This is a genomic window from Streptomyces sp. NPDC034043, assembly GCF_055575675.1.
Window position 1 is genome coordinate 14,424 of sequence record NZ_JBVISF010000029.1, and the last position, 18,961, is coordinate 33,384.

Consider the following 18,961-nt stretch of genomic DNA (forward strand, 5'->3'; position numbering starts at 1 on the left):
CCACTGCCCTCTTGCCGTGTGCGGTCCACTGCCCTTTCCCTGCCCCCGGCGCGGGGAAACGGCTCAGCCGCCCGCCTCCAGGGCCCGTACGCGCGCCTGGACGGCCCGGGCCCGTTCGCCGTCGGGGGCGCCCTGGCGCTGCCAGAGCTCCAGGGCGGCCCGGTAGGCGTCGAGGGCGGCTCGGGGGCGGGTGAGGCGTTCCAGGACCTCCCCGCGCAGCTCCTGGGCGCGGGCCGCGAGCCGCAGGGCGGGACCTCCCGGCCCGTCCCGGTCGGCTTCCAGCGCGGCGCGCCAGGCCCGCCGGTAGGAGTCCGCCGCCCGGTCGAGGCGGTCGGCGGTATGGGTGTGGACGTGGATCTCCTGCTGGACGTCCCCGTGCTCCCGCCAGGCGCGGGCCCGTTCCAGCGGGCCGTGGCTCTGCCGCACGGCCAGCTCCAGCAGGTACTCCGCCTCCCGCAGGTCGACGAGGTCCCCCTCGTAGGTGTGCCGCAGCCGCAGCCCGGCGGCCAGCCTCAGCAGCCGGTACGCCGCCCCGGGGTCGGACTGCGGCACGGCCGCGCGGCTCTCGCGCAGCACCCGTACGGCGGGGGAGGCGAAGCGGCGTCCGTCCGCGGCGCGGGCCCGGTCCAGGAGTACGTCGCCCCACTCGGGCAGCAGCTCCCCGAAGGCCTCCCCGTCCCGGGGGATCAGCCGCCGGGCCCGGCCGTACGTCTCGGCCGCCGCCTCCAGGGCCGCCGGGTCCGCGTCGCGCGCGTACCGGGCCCGGTGCACCCGGGCCAGGCACAGCAGGGCGGCCAGCCGCAGCCCGGACTCCCCGGCCGCCTCCTCCAGGGCCCGCGCCAGCTGCCCGGCCGCCTCCTCCAGCCGGGCGGGCAGGAACCGCAGCGCCCCGCCCAGCTCGACCCGCACCCGCGCGGCGAGGCGCCGCGCCCCGTCGGGGGGCGGGGCGGGGGCGGCGGGGGTGGCGGCCGGGCAGGGCGGAGAGGCCGGGCGGGGCGCGGGCGGGCCGGGGCCGGGGGCCGGGCCCGCGCCGTCGGGGCCGGGAGCGCCGTCCGGGCCGGCGGCCGGGGCAGGGGTGCGGTGCGGCGGGGGCAGGAGGAGGGTCAGGGCCGCCGTCAGGGTGGCCGCCGCCCGCTCCGCCAGGGCGGTGCGTTCCGCCGGGTCCGGGGTGCGGGGAAGGAGGGCCACCAGGACGCGGCCCAGGTTCAGCAGCAGCTCCGGGTCCGCCGCCCCCGGGCCGGTGGCGAGCGGCTCCAGTGCGGCCCGCGCCTCGTGCAGCGGCCCGGGGTCGTCGCGCAGGGTGCTCAGCCGCAGCAGGGTCCGGGCCCGCATCACCGCGCAGGCCCGGCGCAGCTCCGGACCGGCGGCGGCCGCGGCGGCGAACTCCCGGTCGGCGGCGGCCAGCAGCTCCGGTGACGGTCCCGCGGCCACGGCCCGTTCGTACAGCACCCGGCCCAGCGCGGCCCGGCCGGCCGGGGTGCGCAGCCCGGTGACGGCCCGTTCGGCCTCGGCGAGGAGTCCGGGGTCCCGCTGGACGGCCCACAGCCGCAGCAGTACCCCGGCGAGTTCGGTCTCGGCCTCCTCCGGGGGGTCGTCGGGTCCGGGCGGGACGGCCACGGCCCGGCGCAGCAGCGCGGCGGACTCGTACAGGGGCCGTGCGTCCGCGTCGGGCGTCCCCGCCGCGAGCCGCTCCCGGGCCGCGCGGACCGCCCAGGCGCGGCCGGGCGGCGGTTCCGATACCGGGACCGGCGGTGCGGGGGGTGCCGGGTCCTCCTCCGGCGGGCCGGGCAGGTAGCGGCGTACGACCTTCGCGGAGACCTGCGCGAAGGCCTGCGGGAGCTGCCCCGGCGGTACCCGGCCGCCGTCCCACCCGGCGTCCGGTCCGGGCGCGGGCGCGGAGTCGGCCTCCGCCGCGGGCACCCCGGTGAGCTGCGCGACGGCCAGGGCGGGGAAGTTGCGCACGCCCCGGCCGAAGTTCGCCAGTACGTACTCCGAGCAGTGCTTGAGCACCAGCGCGGCCTCGTCCCGCCCGAGCGGCCCGAGCAGCACCTCCTGCACGCCGGGCACGAACTCGTACCACTGCCCGGGCGATTCGCCGCTGCGCCGCAGCAGCCCGCTCAGCAGGACCTCCGCGAGGTCGGAGGGCTCCGAGTCGGGCAGCATCGTGCGCTGCACCAGCCGCATCACGGGCAGGGTCAGCGGGGCCGCCGACAGGTACACGGCGAGCTGGACGGCGCCGGGCCCGGCGGAGGAGCGGAAGCGGCGCACCAGTTCGCGCGGCGGCCGGGCGGTGCGGGGCAGGGGCACGGGTGCGGCGGGGTGGCGGGCGAGGACCCGGCCCACTTCGGCGGGCACGGGCCCGGTGCCCAGTCCGGCGACGAGCCGGGCCCACGCGCCGAGGGCGACGGCGTTCGGCGGCAGCACGGGCACGGTGAGGCCGCCGGTGGGCCGCCCGGGCCGGGCCGGCCGATCGGGCCGGAACCGCAGCCTCGGCCCGCCGCCGGTACCGCCTCCCCCGCCGGCCCGCTCCAGTACGCCGCGCTCGGTCGGCAGCCAGCTGCGGCTCCACAGCCGCTGCGGCAGGGGCTGTACGACGGCGCAGGGCGCGCACTCGGCCCACCGGTGCAGCAGCCGCTGCGCCTCGCCCTCCCGCCAGAGCGGCCCGGCGCAGTCGGAGACGACGATGGTCAGGGCCCGCCCGGTGGGATCGCGCAGCTGGTCGCCGGAGCGCAGGCCGGCGCCGGGTGCGGGGCCGCGGCCGACGGCGGCGGTGCCGTCCGGCAGCCGGTGCAGGTGGTGGGCCTGGACGTCGCGGAAGGCGCCCAGCCGCTCGCACACCGCGCGGAGTTCCTCGAACATCTCCCGCCACACCGCCATGGAGGGCGAGGCGTCCATGACCAGCCGTATGGTCGCCTCGCGCCGGCTCTCCGGCCGGAACACGGGGATGACCAGTCCGAGGGCGCGGGCGCTGGCCTCGGCGGTGGCGGCCTCGTCGAGGACGGTACGGGTGGGGCGGCCGGGGGGCCGGTGGCGCTGGAGGGCGCGCAGGGCCCGCTGGATCTCCAGGATGCGGGGCAGCGCGGCCGCGCCGGGCACCCGTACGGGAACCCCGCCCGCGACGGGGACCTCGGCGGCCGCGCCGGTGTCGGGGGCCGGGCGCTCCCGGGCGGGGTAGAGCCTGACCGGGTCCTCGGGCTCCGGTTCCGCCGGTTCGGGCTGCGGGGGCGGCCCGGCGGTGCCCGGGGGGCCCGGCGGGCGCGCCGGTCCGCCGGGCGCGGTGGAGGCGGGCTCCGGCGAGGTGCCGGACCGGTCCGCCGCGCTGCCGGTACGCCCGGCCAGCCACAGGGCGTCGGCCAGTTCCTCGGAGGACGGATCGAGCCCGGCGGCCCGCAGCAGCCCGGCGAGGGCGCGGATCTCGGCGTCCGCGGCCCGGGGCGCGGCTCGTGCCGGGACTCGGTTCGCAGGTCGGTCCGCGGGTCCCGCGGGGAGGTCGGCTTCGTGGGACACGGCCGCTCACCTCGGGCGGTCGAGGCGCTGGATGAGCAGGTCCGCGAGGTCGTCCCGGCTGGGCGGGGCCGCGTAGTGGGTCAGGTAGATGGCGTTGAGCAGCTGGTCGGCGGCCAGCAGCTCGGAGCGGGAGCGGCTGAGGAACTCCCGGATCAGGTCGGCGCCGAGCTGGGCGGCCTCCTCGCCCAGGTGCGCCCGGACCATGGTGGCGAGCCGCTTCTCGCCGGGCTGCCCGAGCTTGAGCTGGATGCAGCGGCGCAACAGCGCGGCGGGGAAGTCCCGTTCGCCGTTGCTGGTCAGGATGATGAAGGGGAAGGCGCGGCAGCGCACCCGCCCGTCCCGGACGGTGACCTTGGCGCCGTCGTCGGTGAGCACCTGCACCTCGGGCTCGGAGTCCGCGACGCGTTCCAGCTCGGGAAGGGTGAACTCGCCTTCCTCCAGTACGTTCAGCAGGTCGTTGGGCAGGTCGATGTCGCTCTTGTCGAGCTCGTCGACGAGCAGGACGCGGGGGCGTTCGGTGGGCAGCAGCGCCGTGCCGAGCGGGCCGAGCCGGATGTACCTGCCGATGCCGGGCGCGCCGCCTGCGGCCGGGCCGCCCTCCCCGGCCGCCCCGCGCGCGCCGGCGGCGATCTGTACGTCCTGGAGCCGGGCGAGGGCGTCGTAGCGGTAGAGGCCCTCCTGGAGGACGGTGCGCGACACCACCGGCCAGCGGAGCACCCGGCCGAGTTTCAGCTCGTGGGCGACGGCGTGGGCGAGGGTGGACTTGCCGGTGCCGGGGTAGCCGGTCACCAGCAGGGGGCGGCGCAGGTAGAGCGCGGCGTTGACGGCTTCCAGCTCCTCGGGCTCGGGCCGGTGCAGCTCGGCGGCCTGCCGGTGGGCGCCGAGCCGGCGGGCCACGTTCCCGTCGGCGGCCGCGGCGGGTCCGCCCGGTTCCACGACGGGGCCGCCGTCGAAGTCCCGCCAGGGCGGCGGGTCGGGCAGGGCCGCGATCCCGTCGTGGGGTTCGCCCACGCCCCGGTAGATGAGCCATTCCTCGTTCACGGCCGCTCCCTCCCGCGAAGCCCGCAGCGCCGGCCTCGCCCGCATCGCCCGTACCACTCGTCGTGCCCGCGCCGCCCGTACCGCCGGCTGCCCCCGTATCGCCCGCACCGCACGCGACGCCCGTACCGCCGGTCACCGCCGTGCGCCCCCGGCCCCGTCCCCGTCCCCCGCACCGCCGGAGCCACCCGCACGACGCGCGCCACGGGCACCACGGGCACCGCCCGGACCTCCCGCACCACTCCCGCCGCCCGCCGGGCCGTTCCGGGGCCCGGCCTCACAGGTCCCCCTGCAACGGCTCGTCCTCCGGCAGCGCCCGCGCCGGGTCGTCCCACACGAGGGTCAGCCCGGCCGCCCAGTAGGCGTCGGGATCCGCCCCGTACGCCCGTCGCCGCAGGGCCTGGACGCGCTGCGGCAGCACGGCGCCCCGGCCCGCCCCGGCCAGTTCCTCCCGCAGCCCCCGGTGGAAGGGGGCGCAGGAGACCCCCGGGTCCGCCGGGGGCCTGCGGCACACCACCACCCCGTAGCCGGCCTCCCGTACGGAGTGCAGCGCGCCCAGCGTCGGTTCGGTCGCCGCCGCCCCGCAGAGCACCGGGACGGTGTGGTCCAGGAGCCCCGCCAGCCACCCCGGCGAGGGGCTGCGGGGGCGGCCGCGCAGGCAGTCGGCCCGCTGGCCCAGCAGCGGTCCCGCCTGCACGCGTGCCCAGCGCCCGGCCGAGACGGCGTCCCCGCCGAAGCGGAACACCACCGGCCGCTGCACCCCGACCGGGGTCCCGCCCGACACGGTCCATTCGTCCACCGCGAGCCCGAACAGCTCCGGCGCGGCCGCGACTTCGAGGAGCGCGGCCGCCTCGTGGGTGTCGCACCGCCGGAACCCCTCCGCGAGCGGGGCGCGCAGCACGTCGGGCAGGGCCGCCAGGGTGGCCCGTACGCCGGCGGCCACGGGGGTGACCCGGTCGGGGCGGACGGGGCCGGCCAGCACCGACACCCGCCAGTCGTAGACGTCCTCCCAGCCGTGCGCCCAGGCCTCCAGCAGCACGGAGGGGCCGGGCGGCAGCCCGCCGGAGCTCCGGACGGGGCCGTGCGCCTCCCGGCCGACGGCGGCGCGCCGGCGCCGATCCCGCTCGGCGAGGCCGCGCTCGTGCCGCTCGCCCAGCTCCCGGCGCAGCGGGCGCCACAGCCGCTCCGCCGTGGCCCGTACCCAGTCCCAGAGCTCCTCGTCCGCTCCCGGGGCCGACGGCTCGCGGTGGTCGGCCACGCTCACGCCGGTCGCGTACCGGAGCATCGCGGCGGCCTCGCCGCCCGCGCCGGGCGGGTCGTGCAGCAGCCCGAGGCCGTCGCGCCAGGTGAGGGGGGCGGGCAGGGTGGTGTCGGGTTCCTCGCCCCGGGCCTGTTCGGCGAGTTCGCGGACGGCCTCCGAGGAGACGGGCGCGGGGAGTTCGGCGAGCAGCCCGCACAGGGTGGTGCGCTCGCCGGGGGTGAGCCGGCCGCGGCGGCCGTACGGGTCCCCGTCCTCGGTGGGCAGTTCGTCGTGGACGTCGGTCCAGGTGCGGCGGCTGTCGAGGTCGCTGAGGTGGCGGTCGAAGTGGTAGAGGTCGTGGGCCTGCATGACCCTGCGGTAGAGGCCGCTCTGGCCGTTCGCCGGCGTGGGCAGGGTACGCAGCTGGGCCACGGACACGGCGAGTCCGCCGCCGCCCGCGTGCCGGCGGGCCTTGACGATCCCCACGACCTCCCCGCGCGTCAGGTCCACCACCGGCCCGCCGGACATGCCGGCCTCGATCTCGTCGTCGTCGCCGAGGCGGATCGCGGCGCCGCCCGCGGCGATGCCGCGCAGGCGGGTGGTGCGGCCGGTGATCTCGCGGACGCCCAGCTCCTCGGTGCAGCCGAAGTACGCGGCCTCGTCGAGGCGGGGTCTGGCCCGGTCGGTCAGCCAGACGCACGCGTGGGTGACGGGGGCGAGGACCCGTACCAGTGCCAGGTCGGGCAGGTCCCACAGGGCGCGCCGCCCGGGCCGTCGCTCGTCGAGCCGTTCGGGGAGCACGCATTCCACCCGGCCGGTGACCGTCCCGGTGGCCCCGTCGAGGCCGGGGGAACTGCCGGAGAAGAAGGTGATGCCGATTTCACGCCCGGTCAGCCGCACGGCAGCACCCCCTTCGCCGACCACGTGCGCGCACGTCAGGACCCAGCCCGGGGCGATGAAGAACCCGCTCCCCCACGTCGGCCCGGTCCCAGGGCTCTCATACCCGTCCGGGGGCGCGTGGACGCGTACGGTGGCGGCCCGGACCAGGGGCTCCAGGAGCTCGAAGGCGCGCGCGGATCCGGCCGTGCGCCCATCAGGCATCCCTGGTCCCCCGTTCCCCGCTCGCCCCGTGAAGGGCGTCCACGGTAGCGCCGTGGACCCCACGGGCGGGAGGGTCTCGCCGGTAAGCGGATTATCCTGGCGGAAAGACCCCCATCACCACGACACGGCACGGAGCCCGACTTGTACTTCACCGATCGCGGCATCGAGGAGCTGGAGAAGCGGCGCGGCGAGGAGGAGGTCACCTTCGAGTGGCTCGCCGAGCAGCTCCGTACGTTCGTCGACCTGAACCCGGACTTCGAGGTCCCGGTGGAACGCCTGGCGACCTGGCTGGCCCGGCTGGACGACGAGGACGAGGACGACGAGTAGCCCGTCTCCCGTCCGGGCCCCGCTTCCTCCGCCGCCCTTGGCCGGAAGGAAGCGGCCGCGCCCGGCCGGAAGGGGCCGTCCGGTGCGCTCGATCAGTCCGGAGCCGGGGAGCACTTCCCGCACTGGACGTTGCGGGGCGCCATCGTCTCCGCATCGACCATGACGGTTACCCCAGCGCCGTGGGGGCAGACGCGGCCCGGCCGCCTCCCGGGCCGACGCGACACCCGCATCGAGCTCCAGGTCGCCAACATGTCGGCGTACCGAGGGTCGACCCACACCGCCCGCGGCTCCTCACCGAGGCTCTCGCTCACCGCAACTCCTCACTAGCGGACCGTAGTCGACCGACTGCAGAGGCAGCACCACCCGTTGGGCGACCGACGGGACGGGCATCCCGAGCCGCCCTCGGTGCAGTCACCGACGAACGCCTGTCTGCGTCGAGGCCGCGGACCTCGAATGATCCGGATGGCCCAACGGCCCGGCCGCTCGAAGCGGTCGGGCCGTTGTCGTGTGCGCTCTGACCAGCAGCGCGGGGAAATCCCTCGGGCGCCCAGGATCAGGCGGCCTTGGTCTCCCAGAAGATGCGGTCGATCTCGGCGATGAGCTCGAGGGCCTTGGCGCCGGTCGCCGGGTCGTTCGACGCCTTGGCGGCCGAGAGGGCCTTCAGGGTGTCGTTGACCAGGGTGTGGAGCTGCGGGTACTTCTCGAAGTGCGGGGGCTTGAAGTAGTCGCTCCAGAGCACCGAGACGTGGTGCTTCGCGAGCTCGGCGCGCTGCTCCTTGATGGTGATGGCGCGCGCGCGGAAGTCCGCGTCGTCGTTGGCCTGGTACTTCTCCTGGACGGCCTTGACGGACTCGGCCTCGATACGGGCCTGGGCCGGGTCGTACACGCCGCAGGGCAGGTCGCAGTGGGCGGAGACCTTCACCTTGGGGGCGAAGAAGCGGGAAAGCATGGAGTGGGTCCTCCTCGTGATCGTCTTCTCAAGAGTGGAGATTACTCGCTGAGAATCCGGAATTCGCGGCCGCCCCCATGGGCTTAGGACAAAAGTCCAGCCCCGGCCGAGCGGGGGTGAGCGAACGTACGGGCCCGTACGGCAGCATGCGGGGAGGGATGAGGAGGCCGGAGATGGCGGAGAGCGGGCAGGTGCGGATGCGGGTCGGGATCACCGAGGTGGCGGGGCCGTCGATGGTGCCGACGCTGGTGCACGGGGACCGGCTGGTGGTCCGGTACGGGGCGCTGGTCCGGCCGGGTGACGTGGTGGTGTTCCGGCATCCGCTCCAGCAGGACCTGCTGGTGGTCAAGCGGGCGGCGGAGCGCCGGGCGGGCGGCTGGTGGATGCTCGGGGACAACCCGTTCAACGAGACCGGGGACAGCACCGACTACGGCCCGGTCCCCGAGGAGCTGGTGCTGGCGGTGGCGTTCCTGCGGCTGCGGCCGCGCCCGGCGGGTCAGCGTTCGCTGAGGGCGCGGCTGTCCTGGGCGGTGTCGGCGGTGCGGCCGCTGCGCGCCGACGTCTCGGCCTCCAGCCGCTTGCGGGCGCGATAGGCGGCGACGTTGGCGCGGGTGGCGCAGCGGTCGGAGCAGTAGCGCCGGGACCGGTTGGTGGAGGTGTCGAGGTAGGCGTTGCGGCAGGGCGGTGCCTGGCACAGGCCGAGGCGGTCGGGGCCGTGCTCGGTGAGGGCGAAGGCGAGGCCCATGGAGGCCATGGCGGCGTAGCCCGCGGAGGCGTTGGAGGGGTGCTCGGCGAGGTGGATGTGCCAGTCGGGGCGGCCGTCCTCGCCGAGGGTGTCGTGGCCGCTGACCTGGGGGCTGACCGGGAACTCCATGAGGAGGGAGTTGAGCAGGTCTACTGCGAGGACGTGGTCGCCGCTGTCGGCGGCCTCGAAGACGGCGCGCAGCCGGCCGCGGACGTTGCGGAAGCGGGTGACGTCGGTGTCGGTGACCCGGCGGGCCATCTGCACGCTGGGCCCGAAGAGGGCGCGGACGTCCTCCACGGAGGTCAGGGCGTCCTTGTTGCGGGCCGGTTCCTCGGTGTTGACCAGGCGCACGGCGAAGTCCGAGTAATGGACCAGTTCCACTGGTAGTCCTTACGGATGCGGATTAGTGTCTGCATGAGCCGGGTAACGGCTCCTATGCCTTCGAGGGTATTACGTGTGGAGGAGTTCGGGATGGCGGACGCTGTGACTGGCTCGTTCGGTACGGACTGGCGGGCCTGGCAGGAGAGCTGGGACCGCCAGCAGGAGTGGTACATGCCCGATCGCGAGGAGCGGTTCCGGGTGATGCTGGACATGGTGGAGGCCGTGGTGGGCCCCGCACCCCGGGTGCTGGACCTCGCGTGCGGTACGGGAAGTATCACGGACCGGCTGCTGCGGCGGTTCCCGGAGGCGACGAGCACCGGGCTGGATCTCGACCCCGCGCTGCTCACGATCGCCCGCGGTCACTTCGCCGGCGACGACCGGGTCTCCTTCGTCACCGCCGACCTCACGGACCCGCACTGGCGCGCGGCCCTCCCGTACGACTCGTACGACGCGGTGCTGACCGCGACCGCCCTGCACTGGCTCACCGGCAAGGAGCTGGCCGTCCTGTACGGGCAGATCGCGCCGCTGGTGCGCCCCGGCGGGGTCTTCATGAACGCCGACCACATGCCCGACCCCACCACCCCGCGCATCGACGCCGCGGAGCACGCCCACCGTCACGCCGGGATGGACCGGGCGCGGGCGGCGGGCGTACTGGACTGGCGCGACTGGTGGGAGATGGCCGGCTCCGACCCGGTGCTGGCCGAGGCGGTCCGGGCCCGGTTCGAGATCTACGGGGAGCACGCCGACGGCGACACCCCGGACGAGGCCTGGCACGCCCGCACCCTGCGCGAGGCGGGCTTCGCGGAGGCCCGCTCGGTCTGGCGCTCCCCCTCGGACGCGCTGGTCCTAGGACTGCGGTAGGGACTTCGCCGCGCACGCCGCAGGGGCGGTACGGGAACCCGTACCGCCCCTGCGTCAGCGCGTGCCGCCTACAGCACCTTGGACAGGAACGCCTTCGTCCGGTCGTGCTGCGGGTTGCCGAGCACATCGCGCGGGTGGCCGGACTCGACCACCACGCCGCCGTCCATGAAGACGAGGTTGTCGCCGACCTCGCGGGCGAAGCCCATCTCGTGGGTCACCACGATCATGGTCATGCCCGACTCGGCCAGGTCGCGCATGACGTCGAGGACGTCGCCGACCAGCTCCGGGTCCAGGGCCGAGGTGGGCTCGTCGAAGAGCATCAGCTTCGGCTCCATGGCCAGCGCGCGGGCGATCGCCACGCGCTGCTGCTGGCCGCCGGAGAGCTGCGTCGGGTAGTTCCCGCCCTTGTCGCCGAGGCCGACGCGGTCGAGGAGGCGTACGGCGCGCTCGCGGGCCACCGCCTTGCTCTCGCCCTTGACCATGACCGGGGCTTCCATGACGTTCTCTATGGCCGTCATGTGCGGGAAGAGGTTGAAGCGCTGGAAGACCATGCCGATGTCCCGGCGCTGGGCCGCGACCTCGCTGTCCCTCAGCTCGTAGAGCTTGTCGCCCTTCTGCTTGTAGCCCACCAGCTGGCCGTCGACCGAGAGCCGGCCGGCGTTGATGCGCTCCAGGTGGTTGATGCAGCGCAGGAAGGTGGACTTGCCGGAGCCGGACGGGCCGACCAGGCAGAAGACCTCGCGGGGGGCGACCTCGAGGTCGATCCCGCGCAGGATGTGGGCGGCGCCGTACGACTTGTGGACGCCTTCGGCCTTGACCATCGGCTGGGCGGTCACTTCGCCACCTCCGTACGGCGGAACATGTTGAGGTTGGCCTTGAGCCGCTCGAACGGGGTGGGCGGCAGGCTGCGCAGCGAGCCGCGGGCGTAGCGGCGCTCCAGGTAGTACTGGCCGACGCTGAAGACGCTGGTCAGCGCCAGGTACCAGATGGAGGCCACGAAGTACATCTCGATGACCGCGCCGGCGGTGCTGCCGATGTTGGAGCTGGCGCGCAGGAGTTCGGTGTACTGCACCGCCGAGACCAGGGAGGAGGTCTTCAGCATGTTGATGAACTCGTTGCCGGTCGGCGGGATGATCACGCGCATGGCCTGCGGCAGCACGACGCGGCGCATGGTCTGCGTCTGGGTCATGCCGAGCGCGTGCGAGGCCTCGCTCTGGCCCTCGTCGACGGACTGGATGCCCGCGCGGACGATCTCCGCCATGTAGGCGCCCTCGTTCAGGCCGAGGCCCAGCAGGGCGACCATGAACGGCGTCATGACGTCGACGGTCTCGTTCTTGTAGATCGGGCCCAGGTCGATGTACTGGAAGATCAGGGGGAGGCTGAACCAGACCAGCAGCTGCACGTAGACCGGGGTGCCGCGGAAGAACCAGATGTAGAGCCAGGCCACGAAGCTGGTGACCGGGTTCTTCGACAGCCGCATCACGGCGAAGAGGATGCCGAGCGCCAGGCCCAGCGCCATGGCCGAGATGCTGATGATGATGGTGTTGCCGAGGCCGCTGATGACCGCGGGGTCGAACAGCTTGTCGCCGACCGTCCCCCAGATGATCTTGCCCTGGGAGAAGGCGTAGACGAGCCAGGTGAGCAGTACGGCGACGACCACGGCGCTGATCCAGCGCCCGTAGTGCCGTACGGGGATGGCCTTGATCGCCTCGTAGGGGTTGCCCGAGGCGCCGGGTCCGGCCGGAGTCGCGGCCGGGCCCTTGTCGATCTTGTCAGTCACAATGACTGCCCTTCAGTGGAGCGCTCGGTCTTACTTGCCCGCGTTGATGGTGGCGGACTGCACGGCGCTGTCCTTGACGTTCCACTTCTCCAGGACCTTGGCGTAGGAGCCGTCCTTGATGATGGCGTCGAGGGCTTCCTTGAGGGCGTCGCGCAGCTGCGTGTTCTCCTTGGAGACCGCGATGCCGAAGAGGCCGACGTCGGCCTGCTGGCCGGCGACCTCGAAGTCGTTGCCGCCGCCCGAGGTCTTCGCCGTGTAGGCAGTGACCGGGTAGTCGTTCAGGTCGGCCACGGCGCCGCCGGCCTTGACGCGGGTCTGGGCCTCGGCGTCGGTGTCGAAGGCCTCGATGGTGAGCTTCTTGTCACCGCACTTCTCGGCCTGCGCCTTGAAGGTGTCCTCGTACGTGGTGCCGCGCTGGACGGCGACGGTCTTGCCGCAGAGGTCGTCGAGGGACTTGATGTTCTCCGGGTTGCCCTTCTTGACGAGGAGCGAGACGCCGGAGGAGAAGTAGTCGACGAAGTCGACGCCCTTGCCGATCTTCTGGCCCTTGTCGTCGAGGCCTTCCTGGCGCTTCTTGTTGTCCGTGATCGAGGACATCGCGATGTCCTGGCGGCCGGTCTCCAGGGAGGTGATCAGGCCGTCGAAGGTGCCGGAGGTGAACTGGAACTTCACACCCAGCTGCTTGCCGAGCGCCTCGGCGATGTCGGGGTCGACACCGACGATCTTCCCGCCGTCGACGAACTCCATCGGCGCGTAGGCCGTGTCCGAGCCGACCTTGATGACGCCGGCGTCCTGGATCTTCTTCGGGAGCTTCGAGAACAGCGGGGCACTGTTGTCCGTCTTGCCCGAGTTCGAGGAGCCGTTGCCCTCGGTCTGGTCGCCACAGCCGGTGAGGATCAGGGCGCCGGCGACCGCGATCGCGCCGACCGCGGCGATCCGGGACCGGGCGGCGGTCGTACGACGGGTGGTGCTTGCGGTCATGAGCTGGTTCCTCCGACAGGGGTGGAAAAGCATCCGAGAGAAGGCCGGGCACGCACCATCGGGTGTCGCGACCTTGTGTGATTACGGCATCTTGCCATTCGGACTGACGCATTCAGGCTGCTCGTCAGGTCAAAATCAGATAACGGGCGCCCCCGACTACCCAACAGGACTGCGGGCAAGGCGCCTCGGAGCCGCACAAACCGCCGTGACCTGGCGTTTTCGCCTCACTATTTGCTGCACGTCTCGCCAGCTGGACAACAAGCTTTGGACTTTTAGCCAAAACCGGGACAAGCAACCTACGATCAGTCCGGAATCGACTCGTCTGGCCGAGCGTTCTTCGGGTAGAACAGATCCTTACACCCCTCATCCGGGGCTCAGGGCGCGCGTGCGGCGCGCCCGCGCGTACGAACCTCCCCTTCGCGGAGACGGGCCAACCGTCGACGCGGAGTACGAACGCGGTGCCCGCCCACCCCTTAACCAGGAGTGGCCACCCTCAACGATTCAAAGGACTTAAGGGGTCACACGAAGTGGCAGCGGAGATCGTCAACCCTCGCAGTGACAGTGCGACGGACAACAACCCCGATGCGGTGTTCGCACTGCACCGCGGCGGCAAGATGGCCATCCAGGCCACGGTGCCGGTCAACGACAAGGACGACCTGTCCCTGGCGTACACCCCCGGCGTGGCGAAGGTGTGCACCGCCATCGCCGAGCAGCCGGAGCTCGTGAACGAGTACACCTGGAAGTCGAACGTGGTCGCGGTCGTCACCGACGGCACGGCCGTGCTCGGACTCGGTGACATCGGTCCCGAGGCCTCCCTCCCCGTGATGGAGGGCAAGGCGATTCTTTTCAAGCAGTTCGGCGGCGTGGACGCGGTTCCGATCGCGCTCGCCACCAAGGACACGGACGAGATCGTCGAGACGGTCATCCGTCTGGCGCCGTCCTTCGGCGGGGTGAACCTGGAGGACATCTCCGCCCCCCGCTGCTTCGAGATCGAGCGCCGCCTCCAGGAGGCGCTGGACATCCCGATCTTCCACGACGACCAGCACGGCACGGCCATCGTGACGCTGGCGGCCCTGCGCAACGCCGCGAAGCTCACCGGGCGCACGCTCGGCGACCTGAGGGCCGTCATCGCGGGTGCCGGCGCGGCGGGCATCGCCATCGCCAAGATCCTGGTCGACGCGGGCATCGGCGACGTCTGCGTCACCGACCGCAAGGGCGTCGTCTCCTCGGACCGCACCGACCTGACGGACGTCAAGGCGGAGATCGCGGGGCTGACCAACAAGAGCGGCCTCAACGGCACGCTGGAGGAGGCCCTCGCGGGCGCGGACGTCTTCATCGGCGTCTCCGGCGGCACGGTCGGCGAGGAGGCGGTGGCCACGATGGCGGAGAACTCCTTCGTCTTCGCCATGGCCAACCCGAACCCTGAGGTGCACCCCGACGTCGCGCACAAGTACGCGGCCGTCGTGGCGACCGGCCGTTCGGACTTCCCGAACCAGATCAACAACGTGCTGGCCTTCCCGGGCATCTTCGCGGGTGCTCTGAAGGTGCGCGCGACCCGGATCACCGAGGGCATGAAGATCGCCGCCGCCGACGCCATCGCAGGCGTCGTGGGTGACGAGCTCGCCGCCGACTACGTGATCCCCTCGCCGTTCGACGAGCGCGTCGCCGAGGCCGTCACGGCCGCGGTCGCCGCGGCGGCGAAGGCGGACGGGGTGGCCCGCCTGGCCTAGTGCCACGCTGGACACAGCGCTACGGGCGAGGCCCGGCCGGATCGATCCGGCCGGGCCTCTTCGCGTACGCGTCGTTCCCTCGCGGGGAATGCACCCTCCCCGCCCCCGAACGGGGAGGGGTCGCTCCGCCTCGTTGCCGGGCGCGCAAGAGAACGCGGGAACGCAAAGCGAGAACGCGACGAGAATGACAGGCTCATGGCGAGCGCGCCGCATGGCTGGAATCCTACCCCCTCCCAGGGCGGTCTTTGACGTTCCGATTGGCTCCGGGTAATGGACAAACCACCTGGTACGGGCGGTAGTTGAGGATCGAACGAGCGCTTCCACTCCCACCCGGCGGCGATCGGCCGCCTCTGGCCAGAGAGGCCTACCGACCGGTAGCGTCTGGCGCCATGTTCGCTGCCTATGCCGCCCGAATCGACCGAGACCAGCCGCTGAACGGCCTTGAGCTGGGCGAGCGCCCGGCCCCCGGGGCCCGCCCCGGCTGGGTGACCGTCAACGTCAAGGCCGCCTCCCTCAACCACCACGACCTGTGGTCGCTGCGCGGAGTCGGCCTCGGCGAGGACAAACTGCCCATGATCCTCGGCTGCGACGCCGCCGGGACCGACCAGGACGGGAACGAGGTCGTCCTGCACTCCGTGATCGGCCAGAGCGGCCACGGAGTCGGCCCGGACGAGCCCCGCTCGATCCTGACCGAGCGCTACCAGGGCACCTTCGCCGAGCAGGTGACCGTCCCCGCCTGGAACGTGCTGCCCAAGCCCGCCGAGCTGTCCTTCGAGGAGGCCGCCTGCCTGCCGACGGCCTGGCTGACGGCGTACCGGATGCTGTTCACCAACGCCGGGGTCCGGCCGGGCGACTCCGTACTCGTCCAGGGCGCGGGCGGCGGCGTCGCCACCGCCGCGATCGTCCTGGGCAAGGCGGCCGGCCTGCGCGTCTTCGCCACCAGCCGCGACGCGGCCAAGCGCAAGCGCGCCGTGGAGCTCGGCGCGACGGAGGCCTACGAGCCGGGCGCGCGGCTCCCGCACCGCGTGGACGCCGTCATCGAGACGGTGGGCGCGGCCACCTGGTCGCATTCGGTCAAGAGCCTGCGCCCCGGCGGCACCCTGGTGATCTCCGGCGCGACCAGCGGCGGCACCCCGCCGGCCGGCGAGCTGCACCGGATCTTCTTCCTGGAGCTGAAGGTGGTCGGCTCGACCATGGGCACCAAGGACGAGCTGGAGGACCTGCTGTCCTTCTGCGCCGCCACCGGCGTCCGCCCGGTCATCGACCGGGTGCTGCCCCTGGACCGTGCCCGCGAGGGCTTCGAACAGCTCGCGTCGGGAGACCTCTTCGGAAAGATCGTCCTCACGGTCTGACCAACCGCCTGTCAATCAGGGTTGACACCCCTCCCGCGTCAACCTAAATTGACATGCATGACCGAAGCGACCGACCTCGCCGCACGGGCCGGGGACCAGGACCCCCGCGTGGGCCTGCGTGCCGTGGCCGCCCTCCGCAGGCTGCTGGAGCAGCTGGAGGCCGTACAGGTGCGCAGCGCCCGCGCGCAGGGCTGGTCCTGGCAGGAGATCGCGGCCGAACTGGGTGTCAGCCGGCAGGCCGTACACAAGAAGCACGGGAGGCTCTGATGTTCGAACGCTTCACCCGGGACGCCCGCGACACGGTGACGGGCGCGGCCGCCCAGGCCCGCAACGCCGGGGCCGCCACCGTCACCGAGGAACACCTGCTGCTCTCCCTGCTGGAGCGCGGCGCCCTGGACCGCCTGGGCGTGGACCGCGCCGCCGTCACGGCGGGTCTGCGGGCCGCCCGCCGCCGGGGCGGGATGTCCAGGGCGGACGAGGAGGCCCTCGCCGGTCTCGGCATCGACCTCTCGGAGATCGTCTCCCGGATCGAGGAGACCCACGGCGCGGGCGCCCTCGCGGCCCCCGCACCCCGCGGGCGCACCCTCGGCTCCTCCCTCCGCACGGCCCTGGGCCGCCCGGAGTCCGACAAGAGGCACGTCCCGTTCACCGGGGGCGCCAAGAAGGTCCTGGAACAGTCCCTGCGCATCGCCCTGGGCCGCGGGGACCGCCACATCGGCACCCTCCACCTGCTGCTGGCCCTGCTCTCCCGCCCCGGCCCGGTCTCGGAGGCCCTGGCCGACCACGGGATCACCTACACCACCGCCGAAGCGGCCCTGGCCGGCTAAACCCCGGGCCGCAGCCCCGCCGCGATGCGGGCGGCGGCCGCCGCCAGGTGGGCGCGGGCCTCGGCGAGCTGCGCGGGGGTGACGCCGTGGTCGCGGGCCGCGTCGCGGACGTCGTCCCGGAAGCGGTCCAGCAGCCGGTCCAGGTCCCGCGCCGGGTCGGCGGTGGGCGTCAGGTCCTCGGCCCAGCCGGATCCCGAGGGCCCCGGGGCGCTCGCCGTCCCGGCGGGCCCGGCCTCCGCCGCACCGCCACCGCCCAGCCACGCCCCGGCCAGGCTGCCCAGGACCCCGCCGGACCTGGCGAACTGCTCCTGGAGCTGGGCGGCGATGCGCTGGACCTCCTCGCGGGCCCGCTCCTGCGCCTCCTTGGCCTGGCGCCGCGCCTGCTGGGCCTCCTCACGGGCCCGGCGGCTCTCGTCCTTCGCCCGGCGGGCCTGCTCCTTCCACTCCTGCTTCGCCTTGCGGAACTCCTCCTTGGCGGCCTTCCAGGACTCGTCCTCGAAATGGGCCGTCGTGGCGGAGGCCGCGGCCCGCATCTCGCGGCGCAGGTCACCGGCGGCACCGCGGACGTCGTCTCGGATCTCCGCGGCCAGCTCGGACACGGAGTCGCGGATCTCCAGCTCCAGGTCGGCCAGCTCCCCCACCCGGTCGGCCAGCTCGGCGCGGCCCGCCTCGGTGATGGAGTACACCTTGCGCCCGCCTTCGGTGGCGTACGTGACCAGCCCCTCGGCCTCCAGCTTCGCCAGCCTCGGGTACACGGTGCCCGCGGAGGGCGCGTACAGCCCCTGGAACCGCTCCTCCAGCAGGCGGATCACCTCGTACCCGTGACGGGGCGCCTCGTCCAGCAGCTTGAGGAGGTAGAGGCGGAGGCGGCCGTGGGCGAAGACGGGCGGCATGTCAGAGCACCTTCTTGTCGAGCTGGAGGGGAGCGGCGGCCTGCGGCCGGCTCAGCAGGGCGATGGCCCCGGAGACGGTGGTGGCCCGCAGGGTGCCGGTTCCGGTGCCGAGGGTGCCGGTGATCCGCTTGGCGCCGAACTGGCCGGTGACCCGCAGGTCCGCGAAGCCGTTGGAGACGCTGCCTGTGGCGGTGTTCGCCTCGACCCGGGCGTCGGCGGGATGCGGGAGGCGGATGGCCACCTGGCCGGAGACGGAGTTCAGGAAGATGTCCACCGGCTCGGGCGCGGCCGGGTCGGGGACGAGGTCGATGAGCATGTCGCCGCTGACCGAGTCGGCCCGTACGCTGCCGGCCGCGCCGTCGACCACCGTCAGACCGCCGGAGACGGAGTGGAAGGCGAACTCACCGGTGACGGACTGGGCCTCGACCCCGCCGGAGACGGTCCGCGCCTCGACCCGCCCGGAGAGCCCGACCAGGGTGGCGTCACCCGAGACCCCGTTGACCTCGGTACCGCCGGAGATTCCGGACACGAAGGCGGCGGCGCTGACGGTGGCCAGCTGGACGCGGGTGCCGGCCGGGACGGTGAGCGTGACGGTGACGCTGCGCTCCCAGGCCTTGCGGCCGTCCGCGGAGGAACCCGCCCAGGCCTTCCACGGCTTGCCCTCGATCCACTTCCGGAAGCCCTGGGAGCCGTTCCAGGGCAGGTCCTCGTAGGAGAGCGTGAGGGTGCCGCCGTCCTGGACCACGTGCAGCGGGGGCCCGTCGACCTCGGTGACCTCCAGCCGGGCCGGGCCGCCCTCGGAGGCGACCACGTTCACCGTGCCGCCGACGACGCGCACGCGGAGGTCGGCCACGGGCCGCTCGAAGGTGAGCTTCTGTGGTGCGGCGACCGACCACGTCATCTGCTCTGGCATGTGCTGCTCCTCCTCAGGCTGGCGCACGCAACATATCGCGTCTCCCTAGACACGATATATCGCGGCCAACCGAAGTCAAGCACCCTTCGCGGGCGCGCCCCCCATGGCCGCCGCCGTTCCCCGGGCTCCACCCGGACCCGCGCCTCAAACGCCGACGAGGCTGGAGCTGCCGACGAGGCCGGATGTGCGAAAGCGCGCCGGCGGGGCAGAGACACAGGCGGGCGGCCGGACGACGGACGTGAGGGGGCGGGGACGGGGTGGGGTGTCGTCCGGGGCTAAAACGAGATGAATTCGGCGCGCGGTGCCCCGTACGACTCAGACCCGGAACAGGCGCCG

Annotated in this window: 17 protein-coding genes; 7 read left to right on the forward strand and 10 right to left on the reverse strand. The window is 73.7% G+C overall.

Going from position 1 to position 18,961, the window contains the following annotated elements:
* Positions 1 to 63 precede the first annotated feature (63 nt).
* The 3 genes from ACZ51S_RS33680 to ACZ51S_RS33690 all read right to left on the reverse strand — a co-directional run bounded on the left by ACZ51S_RS33680 (position 64) and on the right by ACZ51S_RS33690 (position 6,886).
* On the reverse strand, positions 64 to 3,507 hold the full coding sequence (locus tag ACZ51S_RS33680; protein ID WP_468963044.1) for an SAV_2336 N-terminal domain-related protein: 3,444 nt from the start codon (positions 3,505 to 3,507) through the stop codon (positions 64 to 66).
* 6 nt (positions 3,508 to 3,513) lie between these two features.
* Positions 3,514 to 4,593: an AAA family ATPase gene (locus tag ACZ51S_RS33685; protein ID WP_468479485.1), complete on the reverse strand. Its 1,080-nt coding sequence runs from the start codon at positions 4,591 to 4,593 to the stop codon at positions 3,514 to 3,516.
* 229 nt (positions 4,594 to 4,822) lie between these two features.
* Positions 4,823 to 6,886 carry a VMAP-C domain-containing protein gene (locus ACZ51S_RS33690; protein ID WP_468889367.1) on the reverse strand — a complete coding sequence of 688 codons (2,064 nt, stop codon included), beginning with the start codon at positions 6,884 to 6,886 and terminating at the stop codon, positions 4,823 to 4,825.
* Positions 6,887 to 7,027: 141 nt separating this feature from the next.
* On the opposite strand from ACZ51S_RS33690, the gene ACZ51S_RS33695 reads away from it, so the two are divergent.
* Positions 7,028 to 7,213 (forward strand): DUF6104 family protein, encoded by a 186-nt coding sequence (locus tag ACZ51S_RS33695; RefSeq protein ID WP_007266501.1) that lies wholly within the window; start codon positions 7,028 to 7,030, stop codon positions 7,211 to 7,213.
* A gap of 553 nt (positions 7,214 to 7,766) precedes the next feature.
* On the opposite strand, the gene sodN is transcribed toward ACZ51S_RS33695, so the two are convergent.
* On the reverse strand, positions 7,767 to 8,162 hold the full coding sequence (gene sodN, locus ACZ51S_RS33700; RefSeq protein ID WP_267012273.1) for a superoxide dismutase, Ni: 396 nt from the start codon (positions 8,160 to 8,162) through the stop codon (positions 7,767 to 7,769).
* A gap of 173 nt (positions 8,163 to 8,335) precedes the next feature.
* Here sodN and sodX point away from each other — a divergent pair, with 173 nt between their 5' ends.
* On the forward strand, positions 8,336 to 8,755 hold the full coding sequence (sodX, locus tag ACZ51S_RS33705) for a nickel-type superoxide dismutase maturation protease (RefSeq protein ID WP_388939624.1): 420 nt from the start codon (positions 8,336 to 8,338) through the stop codon (positions 8,753 to 8,755).
* Here the strand turns inward: sodX and ACZ51S_RS33710 are convergent.
* Entirely contained in the window at positions 8,659 to 9,288 is a 630-nt protein-coding gene (locus tag ACZ51S_RS33710) for a CGNR zinc finger domain-containing protein (RefSeq protein WP_468963046.1), read from the reverse strand. The two genes, sodX and ACZ51S_RS33710, sit on opposite strands and share 97 nt — an antisense overlap.
* A gap of 90 nt (positions 9,289 to 9,378) precedes the next feature.
* On the opposite strand from ACZ51S_RS33710, the gene ACZ51S_RS33715 reads away from it, so the two are divergent.
* Positions 9,379 to 10,149 (forward strand): class I SAM-dependent methyltransferase, encoded by a 771-nt coding sequence (locus tag ACZ51S_RS33715; protein ID WP_388939620.1) that lies wholly within the window; start codon positions 9,379 to 9,381, stop codon positions 10,147 to 10,149.
* Positions 10,150 to 10,217: 68 nt separating this feature from the next.
* On the opposite strand, the gene ACZ51S_RS33720 is transcribed toward ACZ51S_RS33715, so the two are convergent.
* From ACZ51S_RS33720 to ACZ51S_RS33730, 3 genes are read right to left on the reverse strand one after another with little or no spacing between them, the layout of a single operon-like run.
* Entirely contained in the window at positions 10,218 to 10,970 is a 753-nt protein-coding gene (locus ACZ51S_RS33720; RefSeq protein WP_388939998.1) for an amino acid ABC transporter ATP-binding protein, read from the reverse strand.
* An 11-nt stretch (positions 10,971 to 10,981) separates the two neighbouring features.
* Positions 10,982 to 11,929, reverse strand: a complete 948-nt coding sequence (locus ACZ51S_RS33725) for an amino acid ABC transporter permease (RefSeq protein ID WP_388939619.1) — start codon at positions 11,927 to 11,929, stop codon at positions 10,982 to 10,984.
* Positions 11,930 to 11,959: 30 nt separating this feature from the next.
* Positions 11,960 to 12,910, reverse strand: a complete 951-nt coding sequence (locus ACZ51S_RS33730) for an ABC transporter substrate-binding protein (RefSeq protein WP_388939617.1) — start codon at positions 12,908 to 12,910, stop codon at positions 11,960 to 11,962.
* A gap of 527 nt (positions 12,911 to 13,437) precedes the next feature.
* Here ACZ51S_RS33730 and ACZ51S_RS33735 point away from each other — a divergent pair.
* From ACZ51S_RS33735 to ACZ51S_RS33750, 4 genes are all read left to right on the forward strand, one after another.
* Positions 13,438 to 14,640 (forward strand): NAD(P)-dependent malic enzyme, encoded by a 1,203-nt coding sequence (locus tag ACZ51S_RS33735; RefSeq protein ID WP_388939616.1) that lies wholly within the window; start codon positions 13,438 to 13,440, stop codon positions 14,638 to 14,640.
* Positions 14,641 to 15,029: 389 nt separating this feature from the next.
* A complete protein-coding gene (locus ACZ51S_RS33740) occupies positions 15,030 to 15,992 on the forward strand; it encodes a zinc-binding dehydrogenase (RefSeq protein WP_468889375.1) in 963 nt (320 codons plus the stop codon).
* Between the two features lie 57 nt (positions 15,993 to 16,049).
* Complete coding sequence (locus ACZ51S_RS33745) at positions 16,050 to 16,259, forward strand: helix-turn-helix domain-containing protein (protein WP_467887426.1); 210 nt, start codon at positions 16,050 to 16,052, stop codon at positions 16,257 to 16,259.
* Positions 16,259 to 16,819 (forward strand): Clp protease N-terminal domain-containing protein, encoded by a 561-nt coding sequence (locus ACZ51S_RS33750; protein WP_468479490.1) that lies wholly within the window; start codon positions 16,259 to 16,261, stop codon positions 16,817 to 16,819. Before ACZ51S_RS33745 ends, ACZ51S_RS33750 begins: the two co-directional genes overlap by 1 nt.
* On the opposite strand, the gene ACZ51S_RS33755 is transcribed toward ACZ51S_RS33750, so the two are convergent.
* Together ACZ51S_RS33755 and ACZ51S_RS33760 are read right to left on the reverse strand one after the other, a co-directional pair.
* Complete coding sequence (locus tag ACZ51S_RS33755) at positions 16,816 to 17,712, reverse strand: PadR family transcriptional regulator (RefSeq protein ID WP_388939609.1); 897 nt, start codon at positions 17,710 to 17,712, stop codon at positions 16,816 to 16,818. The genes ACZ51S_RS33750 and ACZ51S_RS33755 overlap by 4 nt on opposite strands.
* 1 nt (position 17,713) lies before the next feature.
* Positions 17,714 to 18,625: a DUF4097 family beta strand repeat-containing protein gene (locus ACZ51S_RS33760; protein ID WP_467887417.1), complete on the reverse strand. Its 912-nt coding sequence runs from the start codon at positions 18,623 to 18,625 to the stop codon at positions 17,714 to 17,716.
* Positions 18,626 to 18,961: the final 336 nt, after the last annotated feature.